Annotated in this window: 7 protein-coding genes; all 7 read right to left on the reverse strand. The window is 66.0% G+C overall.

The genetic code is table 11. The features are described from left to right. Positions 1-39 precede the first annotated feature (39 nt). The 7 genes from J5X75_RS11395 to J5X75_RS11425 all read right to left on the reverse strand — a co-directional run bounded on the left by J5X75_RS11395 (position 40) and on the right by J5X75_RS11425 (position 10922). Positions 40-1077 (reverse strand): Wadjet anti-phage system protein JetD domain-containing protein, encoded by a 1038-nt coding sequence (locus J5X75_RS11395; RefSeq protein ID WP_208467315.1) that lies wholly within the window; start codon positions 1075-1077, stop codon positions 40-42. Then, on the reverse strand, positions 1074-5579 hold the full coding sequence (locus tag J5X75_RS11400) for a coiled-coil domain-containing protein (protein WP_208467316.1): 4506 nt from the start codon (positions 5577-5579) through the stop codon (positions 1074-1076). Before J5X75_RS11400 ends, J5X75_RS11395 begins: the two co-directional genes overlap by 4 nt. Positions 5580-5592: 13 nt before the next feature. Continuing rightward, on the reverse strand, positions 5593-6390 hold the full coding sequence (locus tag J5X75_RS11405) for a hypothetical protein (protein WP_208467317.1): 798 nt from the start codon (positions 6388-6390) through the stop codon (positions 5593-5595). Beyond that, positions 6387-7793: a hypothetical protein gene (locus tag J5X75_RS11410; protein ID WP_208467318.1), complete on the reverse strand. Its 1407-nt coding sequence runs from the start codon at positions 7791-7793 to the stop codon at positions 6387-6389. Before J5X75_RS11410 ends, J5X75_RS11405 begins: the two co-directional genes overlap by 4 nt. A 229-nt stretch (positions 7794-8022) precedes the next feature. After that, positions 8023-8658 carry a nucleotidyl transferase AbiEii/AbiGii toxin family protein gene (locus J5X75_RS11415; protein ID WP_307798025.1) on the reverse strand — a complete coding sequence of 212 codons (636 nt, stop codon included), beginning with the start codon at positions 8656-8658 and terminating at the stop codon, positions 8023-8025. A 29-nt stretch (positions 8659-8687) separates the two neighbouring features. After that, a complete protein-coding gene (locus J5X75_RS11420) occupies positions 8688-9050 on the reverse strand; it encodes a hypothetical protein (protein WP_208467320.1) in 363 nt (120 codons plus the stop codon). A gap of 717 nt (positions 9051-9767) precedes the next feature. Next, a complete protein-coding gene (locus J5X75_RS11425; protein ID WP_208467321.1) occupies positions 9768-10922 on the reverse strand; it encodes an acyl-CoA dehydrogenase family protein in 1155 nt (384 codons plus the stop codon). Positions 10923-11140 lie beyond the last annotated feature (218 nt).

Genomic DNA, 11140 nt, shown 5'->3' on the forward strand with positions numbered 1-11140 from the left:
GCCTGTGACGTAACACCAGCCCTACGGCGATAGGCGCTTTCAGCACATGTCGGGAAGCCAGTCGTTCACGGTATCGGCGAGCACTCTCGCCGATACGGCCTCTTGGGGAATGCGAACACCGTCACGGAGCAGTCTTTCGACTGGAGCGGCAGAGTCGCCCAGCCAGGTTGCCAGCGTGAGGGCTCGGTCCGCCTCGACTGGAGTCTGCCCGGGTTGGGCAATGCCCCGCTCCAAGAGCAGGCGGTATAGGCCATCGGCAGGGCGTACCGACGGAAGCCCTTCGGCAAGGGCCGACAAGTCAGCCGACACGGGGATGCGCAGGCCATCAGCGTCAAGATCACCGAAATAGGCTATACTGCGCACCTCGGGCATTTCCGAAACGCTGAGCACGGAGGCCTCGAAAGCGCCTCCAGCACCCCAGGCCATGTGTCCGACGGCGCTGGGCACGGTGGCTAGCACCCGGCGTAGGGAGTCGAAGGTGTCCGCGTTCTCGACGACCAGCAGGATCGGGCCGTTGCCGATCCGACGGACCGGTAGCGGCGGGCGTGACCGAAATGTGCGCAGCAGCGGAAGGGTGAGTCGGGCCGGCCCGAAAAGAGATGTACCGAGCAGTGCGTCGAGGCGCTTTTCGTACCCGAAGATCTCCAGAGATCGTTCGCGTAGCGGGAGGATGTCGGGATCGCGTCCTCTGTCACGAAACCAGGCGTTGACAGCCTGCAACACACCTACTTGGCCGACGGTCAACCGCGCGGTGGCAGCCCAGGACAACTCCGGTCGCCACGGCACTGCCCGCGCCAGGACTCCGGCGGATGCGGTCGCGGTCGGTGGAGTCATGGTCAGCCGGGCCGGCAGCGCTGGCTGTGCCGTGCGGTCGACGTTCCGGGAGGTTGTCACCACGCCGGCGTCGACAAGTGCGGCGATGGTGGTGGCGAGGTCGGCGCGGCGGGTTGCCAGAGTGGCCGAGGCCGGGTCGGCGCGGGCAAACAGCGGCCACAGCTCTGCGAGTGTGATCGTGCGCCTTTCCCAAGCTTCGAGTTCGGCTACCAGGCGGGCAGCGCGCGGCGTCAGCGACGTCATTCGGGCCTGCGGTAGACACGCGTGGCGGTAACCGTTCCTGGGGCGGTTCCGGTCGAGGCTGCGTCGTCGGCCGTGAACGGTTCGGGCAGCTGTTGGCGGACTACCTCGGCGACACGGATGTGTTTCAGCCCGGCGCGCAGGTCGGCATCGTTGCGCATGCGGACCCACAAGGGAAACGCGGCCAGGGCCCGGTCGTCCGACAACCCGGTCGTGTAGACCAGCTGCACGCCAAGGGCTGCCGCGACACCCTGCTGCAATTCCAGAAGGTATTCAGCGCTGGCCTTGCCGATGGGGTTGTCCAGAAAAAGCACTCCGGAATGCCGGGCGCGCATTTTCCCTCGTTCGTTAGCTCGAAGGGCCGCCATCGTGCAATAGAGCACGATCGCGGCGGTGAGTTCCTGGCCGCCGGAGAAAACCTCGTTCATGTTCTCGATGGGTACGCGCTCGTCGCGCAGGACCGCGTCGGGCTTGAGGAGGTCCACGTGGAAGCCCTTCGGTACGGCTGTCTCGATGCTGCGGAGCAGGAGAGCGACGCCGTCGCGTTTCGGTGCGGTGCCGCCGGTCCCGGTGCGGGCGCTGATGGTGGTGGACAGCTCGTCGACTACTTCGCCGATACGGGCAGCGAGCAGGCTCGGGTCCGGTTCGGTGAAACGGATGCGCAGGAACTCCTTGCCTTCCCATTCGCCGAGCCCAGCCGGCAGCTTCGAGAGCCGAGAAGCGGTGCGCAGGGTCTTGAGCGCGCCGTCGACCAGCGCCGCCAGCCGGTCGACGATCAGTTTGCGGTGTCGGCTGGCTGAGTCCAGATCAGAGGTCAGGGTGGCGAGGCGCTGGTCGAGTTGTCCCGCGAACTCGCCCGCGCGGATCGCCAACTGATCTCGGTCGAGGCCGACGAGTGCCCGTCTAGCGACGTTGTTCATCGTTTCGAACCGGGGCTGGTTGGCCAGCCGTACGGCGATGTCGACAAGCCGGATGACTTCCCGTCCGCTGTCGCGTTCCTCGTCTCCCGTGCTGCGCAGCGTCTCCTGGATCCGGGTGGTCGCTGTGCGGGCGTCTTCAGCGGCGCCTGCGTAGAGCTCGGTGCTGTCGGTGCTGCCGGTGCTGTCGGCGTCAGGGTGTGCGAGCAGCACGGTCAGCGGGGCCAGGACTTCGCGGAAGGCTCGAGCTGCTTCACCCGCTTCGGTTGTCCGGCGGTTCAGGTCCGCCGCGTGCGTGACCGCGTCCTCATGGCGCTGCTGGGCCTCACGTTGGTCGGCGGTGGCCGCGGTCAGCAGCGTCCGGCCGTGGTCAACGCTTGTCGGGCGGCGGTCGTCGGTCAGCTGGATCCACACGTTGCGGTTATCGGAGGGGGTAGCCGCTTTCAGTTCGCTGCCGAGTCCCCCGACCCTGGTGTTCGTGGCATTGATGGCCGCGTCGTAGCGTTCACGTTCTCGTTTTGTCCGGGCGATGGCTGCTTGCCGGCTTGCCGCATCGCTGCCTTCCGGAGTCGCCAGAAGTTGCATACCATGTGCGACGTCTTCGGTGTCACGGCCGTTGACATCCGCTCGGACCCGGGCTGCCTCCTTTTCCGCTGCGGTCGCCGCGGCTCGGAGGTCTTGGCCCACTTCCACCGCAGCGTACGTGGCGGCAGCCGCCAGGTAGGTGGCACGGAGCACAGTGATGCTTTCTCCTGGCACCGTGTCGGAATGTCTCCCGGTGGAACTGACGATGTCGCCCATGTCGGTGTGGTGACGTTCTGCGCGGCCGGATGCGTTCTCCGCAGCACGGGCGGCTTCGGTCGCCAACGCCTGTTGACGGAGACGTTCCTGGGCGAACTCGTCCGCGGTTCGCCCGGCTAGCTTTATCGACTCGTCGAGCTCGGGAAGTCTCCTGCGCAAATGTTCAACGGCTTTCACCGACTCCGCCAGGCGGTCGAGTTCGCCTGCCCGGTCGGCGGCGGCGCGTTCAACATGGCGATACTCGGCGAGCTCGGCCTCAATACCCTGCTGTACGTCGTCCGCTTCTTCAGCTGCGTCGCGGGCCATACGATCGGTCTCGAGAGCAGTGGCAAGCGCCTCGTCGAGAGCGTCCATGGCTGCACGCAGTTCCGCCAGGCGACCGGGCGGACACGCGCGGGTCCAGCCCGCCAGATCCGCACGAACTGCCCGAAGATGTCGCAGCGTTTCGGTCTCCGCTGCGATTTCCGCGCCACGTGTCGCCATAGCCTCGCGGATTTGCTCACGGCGTAGCTCGGCCGCGTGGACGTCGAACAGTGCCGGGTTCGGCTCGACAACGAACTGGTCGGGCAGGTCCGGTTCGGTAGGCGACCCCGGCTCGGCGCTGTCTGCTGAATACAGCATCCGGGCGCTGGTCCCGACAGTGACCGCCGCAGCGGGGAGAAGCCGCGCGGCGGTCAGCGCCTTGCGTGCGTCGGACATCGACAGCGGGTCGACGACGACGACCCCATCCGCCAACTCGGGATGGGTTGCGATGATTGTGCTCCGTTCATCGGCGGCGACGCTCTCGGCCAGATATCGCCAGCCGGCATGTGCGACGACACCTGCGACATGCAGCACGCTCAGGCTGGCCTCGACCTCGGCCCGAGGGGGTAAGAGTCCGCCGTCACCCAATCCGTCGAGTAACCGCTGATCGTCGTTCTGTGCTGCCCGCACGGTGTCCAGGCGTCCCTCACGCAGCGTCTCCTCGGCTTCCAGAGCGGCGGTCAGGGCGCCGGTGTTGGCGTCGAGCATGTCGACGTCGAGCTCATCGCTGGACAGCGCGATCCGTACGAGATCGTCTGCAGTCAGCCGCGCGGCCTGATCAAGAACCGTCTGGAGAGCACGGTCTGCCTCCTGGTGCTGTCCACGAACCTCGCCCAGCGCGTCGCGGGTCCGTTTTTCAGCGCTCGCCGTGTCTCGGACAACACTTTGCGCATCTCTGAGCCTTTGCTCGAGCTGCTTGAGCTGCCTGCCGGTGAACTCCGCCGCCTCCCTGCCTTCATCTGCCGCCCGCGCCACATCCTGACCAGCCGTCAGCAGTCCGTCCGCTACTGCGGCATCCACCTGTGCTCGGTTTTCGGCGGTCTTGGCCAGGATCGTTTCCCGCTCGGTCTGCCATTTCCCTGCGTCGAGCAGCACTCGCGTACGTTCGTCGTTCAGCTCATTCGCGCGTTCGCCGTGCGTCCTCGCCGCCTCGTTGAGGCGGTCGCGCTCCTCACGCGCGGCGGCCGCTTCGGCATTCAGCTTGCTTAACAGAGCACCAGCGGCGTCGTCTCGCTTGTCGAGCGCCGGGCGCGCCTCTCGTTCCGCCTCCGTGATCTGCTGCGCCAGCTGCTCGGATTCTTGCTCCGCCCGGGTCTTGCGTTCCAGAAGCTCGGCAAGCGCCCAGCCGCGCAGGTCGGCATCTGCGGCATCGCGGCCATCCGTCGCTACTGCTTTTTCTTTCTGAGCCTGGGCATGCTCCAATACCAGCGTCAGGCGACGAATCTCATTGACGACGTCGCGTGCCCGGTCACGCTCGGTTTCGCGCGCGCTTGCGGTTTTTGTCGCCTCCTCCGCCAGCTCGCGCAACCGCTGCGTTGCCGCGGTCTCGGCCGCCTCGCGTGCCCGGATCCGGCGCAGCAACATGACGCCCTGGGACTCGACGGCTTCTCGAGCCACCCGGGCCGCGCTGTGCCGCCCGTGGGCAGCGGCCACCGGCCTCAGCGCCGACACAGCCCCCTCGGCGAAGTCGCGCTCCAGCAGCATCGCCTGACGATCACCGACGGTTCGGGCATAACTGTCGAAGTTTTCAGCGACGCTGACTGCATCCTCGGGATCGAGAACGATCTTGAGAAGCCATTCCACAAATTCTCTGCTGGACTTGAACTTGAACGCGCTCGCGGCATCCCCTTCATCGGCGTTCATCCGCCGCTGTATACCGAACATGTCCGGTTCGATGCCGATCGTGCGCAGATGATCCGCCCAGGCTCCGACCTCCGGGCCGGTCCAGGCCAGCTGCGTGACCGGGGCCGCGCGATCGATCTCCTGAAGTGCCTCACGGAAGCCCTCCAGTCGCAGCTTGCGGCCTTCGGCGGTAAACGGCAGATCATCCATCTCCACACCCTGGTGCGGGCGTAGCGACCACCAGTGCTCTGCCAGCCGGTCGGCCGCAACGCCGCCGCGCCGCCGCTGAAGCACCTTGCCGGTGATGACACGGTCGCCGGTGCGCACGTGCATCCACTCCAGGACGATGTGCGCTGCGTCATCGCCGATGACGAACTTCTCCATCACCGCCGCCGAACCACCGACAGCGTTGCGCTTTCCCGGCAATACGACTGAAAAGAGCAGCTTGAGCAGCACACTCTTGCCGCCGCCATTCTCCAGGAGCAGAAGACTGTACGGACTCGGGCGCCGGGTAGGGGCATCGAACAGGCTGCCCTGACTTCCCACGATCTTGCCGACACCGGACAGATCAAGGGTGACGTCGGTGTAGCGCGCGCCGCGTGGACCTACACCGAACAACCGGACGCGGTTGAGTTCGTACATCGCCCGTCCCTCTCTACAACTCGGTCAACGACTCGGCCGTCCAGCCGACCGCGATAGTGGCGCTGCCGTCGCTGATCTCGGTGATGCCGAGACGAAGCAGTTCGTCGAACATGACCACCCCTGCCTCACGGACCTGAACCCGGTAACGCGGGGTGGTCCGGAAGGTGCCACGGCGGTCGGTGCCAGTGCGCACGAGAAGCCCCTGGTCGGCGAGAAACGTCAGCGCCTTACCGACGATTCCAGTGGTACTGCTGGTCAGAGCACGCCCATCGCCGGTGCTGCCAGTCCGGGCACGGCGGGTATAGGCGTGCCATGCGCTCTCTAACCCGGGCTGATCCACGGCAGTGTCGCCCGAGTCGGATTCGGCGGCCCTTTCAGCCAGCCGGCTGGCTGCCTCGCGAACGAAAGCATCCACACCATCGACCGAAATGCGCCCCAGGTATGTCTCGTTGGCAAGGTCGGCGGGCCGGGGGAAGGCCAACGTGGCCGCTCCCAGATGCGCTAAGGCGTGCAGAACACGTTCCGCCGCCTTCCCCTCGCCACCGGTCCGCCGTGCGTAGTCGGTCATCTTGACCGCGAACACGCTGTCCTCGACCGACCCGACCACGATGCCACTGCGTTCGCTGATCTCCAACACGACGAGATCCAGCCCCGAGGCTACGGCCTGCACGGCTGCGATGAACTCGTCATCGGTGCGGGCGCGCAGCACCAGGCTGCGATACACGTCGTCGCGAGCGGGCACCAGCTTGGGACGTAATCCGTAGGCGATGAGGCGAGCGGCGTCGGCGGTGACCTGGACTGTCGTGGTCATGCGGCTTCGGCCTCCTGGTAGGAATCGACGGAAGCGGGTTCGATAGCGGCGCGGGCCACGATGAGATCCGCACCGCCGTACTCGGGATCATGCAAAGGGGTGCCGTCGTCGACGGCGATGAACACACTGGGCGCGCCGTGCCGCATCGCCGGGTTGATTTCCTGCGCAGCGAGCGCCACAACCCTGACGACCACGAGTCTGGCGAGCTCGGGATGCAGGCTCCGCGCCTCCGCCAGCAGCCCGGACAGTCGTCGTGGTGCTTCGACGTCCAGGTCGAGTAAGTCGTCGAGTAGCTCGTAGCATTCCGGAGGAAACGCCGGCTCCTCCTCCGTCTCGTCGAGGTCGGGTTCCTCGATCTCACCCCCGAGCAGCTCACGCTCGGCCGGCGGGGTCACGAGTGCCAGAAACAAGTCGGTCAGCCGCAATGCGGGCGGCACACTCACTCCGGCGCCCCGTCCGAAATACGCGGCCAGAACGTCATCGGCCTGCATCACCGTAAGGGCGAGCGCCGGTACGAGCAGCTGAGCATGTAGGTCCAGTGATGCCGCGACACTGCCCGGCGCGAACGTCTGCCGGTCCTGCTGCGCACGAAAACGCCGGCCCGCGCCCTGCAATGCCGCCTGCAACTGCTCGTGGCGGCGCAGACAGTCCCGGACGACCTCGACAAGCTGCGCGGCCTGGAGTTTGCGGGTCGGGATGTCGGCGGTGTCGCGTACCTGAGTGATATTGACGAGGATGGCATTCTCCGCCTTGTAGCGGGCCTCGATGTGTTCGATCGCCTCGGCGATGAACTGCGGCATCTCGTGCAACCAGTCCACGGTACGGACGTCGCGCTCGGTCGCTTCGAGGCGCTGGCGCAGCTTCTCGCCGTACTGGATGGTGCGGTAGCGGGCGGCCTGGGCGGCGGCTTGAGCATCCGACAGCCGGCCCCGTTTGATGAGGGTCTCCAAGCGCAGATCCGCAGCGATCTGCGCTGATTCGATGTCGATCTCCAGGGCGCCGACAAGGACGTTCACCGCCTCGTTCGTGGCACGGAGGAAGATGCCGCCGTCCGCCCCTGATACTTCCTCGATCAGCTTGAAATCGAACGCGTATCGGCTGTAGCTACCGTCACTCGTGGTCATGCCGTAGACCGCGCGAAAGCCCCGGTCGGCCGAGCCCACGTTCAGCAGGTTCTCCAGTACCCAACGTGCTACCCGGGAGTGCTCCGCGTCGTCGCGTCCAGGCATCTGCCGGGCAGCGAAGGCAGCAAGGTCAGCCAAGATCCGCTCGGGAGGAGCCCCAGCGTCGAAGTCCATCGCCAAGGTGACCAGGTCGATGGCATTAAGCGCCAGTTCGCTCATCTGATAGACAGCGAAGTCCGCCGACTGAACCTGTGCCTTCCGGCTGTCGAGGTCGTGCAACGGCGCCGTGCAGGCTAGCGCCTTGACTCGCTGAGCGAACCCGATATCACTCCCTGTTTGCGACACAGCCCGGACAGTAGTGCTTGGGTGCGACCCAGAACATAGCCCGATGGTCGTCGTCACGAAAGAATGTTCCGCCAGAGGTAGCCGGGCAGGAGGTCATATCCCATGGACGAGCCCCGCAAACGATCTCGCGGACGCTTGCGGCGGAAGGCGTCTCCTGCGCTGGTCAGCCCGGTGAAGTTTGCAGTTCGGCCCGCCAGGTCCGGAACCGTTCTCGCATCGCCGCAACCTGGTCGGGTTCGAGCCCGTAGTCGATGAAGTCCTGATCGTCGAAGCGGCTGATCGCGCCGAGCATCTGCGCGAAGAACTGCCGGTCGAATCCGGCGTCGGCCTCTGACGCCAGAATGCATAGCTGCTCTGCCGTATATCGGCCACGAGTTATAGCGGCGTCGATGTCGATGAAGTCCCGCGCGGCGGCCCGGTTGTACAAAGCGTCCATCTTGCCCGCCATCACGTCGTCAGGGTGCAGGACCAGACCGATCTGCATCTCAACGGGCGGTTGAGCGCGCCAGTTGGCGACGAGTTCGACCCGATGTTGCTGGTCCGGAGCGGAGGCCTGGCAGACGTGCAGGCGGGCGAATGTCTCCAATCTGAGATCGACCACAACATCGAATCCTTCGCTTTCGAAGGCAGCGATGACGGCATCCACAGCGGTAGGAAAGTCAGCGCGCCGTTGCCAGTCGGCGAACAGGTCGACGTCCTCGCTCGGCCTGTCGATGATGCCGTGCGCCGCGACGGCATGCCCTCCAGCCAAGGCGAAGCCGAACGGGCCGCCCGCGCGTAGACCGATCTCGGCAAGCACGAGGTGCAGTGGCTCCGCCTCGTGAGGCACTACGCGGCGGCCCTGCGGGATTCAGCAAGTACCGGGTGTTTCGACTCCCAGGCGAGTCGCACCTGCGGCGGAAGGACCAGGCCACCCCAAAGGCGTCGGAGTGTCGGCCCGTCCAGCCAGAGCTGCAGATCCTCGGTGATTGTCGCCTCGCGCAGGACGGTCTCGTACATGCTGGCGAGCCGGCGCGGGTTGTCGAGGTCGTATCGCGCACGCCCGGACCAGTCGAGCCGTCGGCTGAGCACGATTTGACCCGCGATCGGCCCGTTCAGCTCATCGAGTTGCTCGATGACGACATACGGCCGCTGATCTGCATACCGTGACCCGCGCGGCGCGCCAGGCCCCGACTCGGTCAGCTCAGCCACAGTCCTGTTCCTCTCATCGCATGTCCGGCAGGCGGGCAGGACCCGATACAGATCCTATCGCCGGTATCGGGGGCCGTGCGACCAGCACAAGGTCAGGAGTTGGTTCTTCACGCTCAAGGATGGGTCGCCGCTGGCTGGAGGTGGAACAGCGCCGGGAACTGCGCTGGATGACCTGTCTGACGGATTGCAGCCGGGGCACCGGGGCTCCCCACACGTTGCGCCATCGCCGGTCGCCACGGCCGCTGGACGTGGTCGGCAAGCAGCCCTCGTGATTACATAGAGTGACGGCCGCGACAACTCCCCCACCATCACGTACCGATTCCTCACCATCGTCATTCGCGGAGCCCTGACCGGCTCGTCAGAACGACGCGGAACGACAGCTCGCGGGGCAGTCCGACGTTGGGTCATCCATCGTTCCAGTTGAATCAAGCGATGAACTCGCCCAGGATTTAGCCATGATGCCAACCGAAAGTATCCCTAGTGGACTTCACCTCGTCCCGACGCCCACACGCAAAGTAACCAGCGCGTCAGCCGGCATAACGGCTCTGAGCTGGGAAAATGGCTCCCACAGCGCACCGGAGCGCCCTGCCGTGCAGACACGACCCATCGACAGCCATCTCGCACTCGTAAATCGCGGACATCTACGAGTTTTCGAAGAAAAATGCAGGGTCGACTATCGAAAGTCGACCCTGCATTGACCTGCAGAAACTTGCCTTTTCAGTCCTTCAGAAGCTGTCGCGCCATGACGATTCGCTGAACCTGGTTGGTGCCCTCGTAGATCTGGGTGATCTTGGCGTCGCGCATCATGCGCTCGACCGGGTAGTCGCGGGTGTAGCCGTATCCGCCGAGGATCTGGACCGCGTCGGTGGTGATCTCCATGGCGGCGTCCGAGGCGAAGCACTTCGCGGCCGCGCCGAAGTAGGTCAGGTCGGCGTCGCCGCGCTCGCTCTTGCCGGCGGCGGCGTAGGTGAGCTGGCGGGCCGCCTCCAGCTTCATGCCCATGTCGGCGAGCATGAACTGCAGGCCCTGGAAGTCGGCGATCGACCTGCCGAACTGCTTGCGCTCCTTGGCGTACGAGAGAGCGAAGTCGAGCGCGCCCTGCGCGATGCCGATGGCCTGCGCCGCGATGGTGACCCGGGTGTGGTCGAGGGTCTTCATGGCGGTGGCGAAGCCGGTGCCCTCGTCGCCGATCATCCGGTCGGCCGGGATGCGTACGTTGTCGAAGTAGACCTCGCGGGTGGGCGAGCCCTTGATGCCGAGCTTCTTCTCCGGCGCGCCGAAGCTGACGCCCTCGTCGGACTTCTCGACCACGAAGGCGGAGATGCCGCGGGAGCGGGCGGACGGGTCGGTGACCGCGAAGACGGTGTAGTACTCGGAGACGCCGGCGTTGGTGATCCACCGCTTCACGCCGTTGAGCACCCAGTGGTCGCCGTCGCGGACCGCGCGGGTGGTCATCGAGGCGGCGTCGGAGCCGGCCTCCGGCTCGGAGAGGCAGTACGAGAACATCGCCTCGCCGGACGCCACCTTCGACAGGTACTTGTGCTTGAGCTCCTCGGAGCCGGCGATCAGCAGCGGCATGGTGCCGAGCTTGTTGACCGCGGGGATCAGCGAGGAGGAGGCGCAGGCACGGGCCACCTCCTCGATCACGATGGCGGTGGCGAGGGCGTCGGCGCCGGCGCCGCCGTACTCCACCGGGATGTGTGGCGCGTGGAAGTCGGAGGAGCGGAGAGCGTCGTACGACGCCTTGGGGAACTCGCCGGTCTCGTCGGCCTCGGCGGCGTGCGGGGCGACCCGCGCGTCACAGATCTCGCGCACCGCGGCACGGATCGTCTCGTGGTCCTCCGGAAGCCGGTAGACGTCGAAGTCAGCCATGTCCTTAACCTTCCCTAAGCCGGTCCCGGGGCCATGTTACCGGCGCGTAGCGTGGCCCTGGCAACACCGCCTCCTGTGCCGAATATCGCCGCCCGTTCGGGGGCATGCTGGGAAACCGCCGGGTTCGGGGCCGTTTCCGCAGATCTCCACCCGCTTGAGACTGTTCTAATGAGGTGTCGGAACGGCATGCTCTAACTACAGAGAGCGGCCGGGTGGGT

Origin of the sequence: Actinoplanes flavus (assembly GCF_017592555.1) — a bacterium.
GTDB lineage: Bacteria > Actinomycetota > Actinomycetes > Mycobacteriales > Micromonosporaceae > Actinoplanes > Actinoplanes flavus.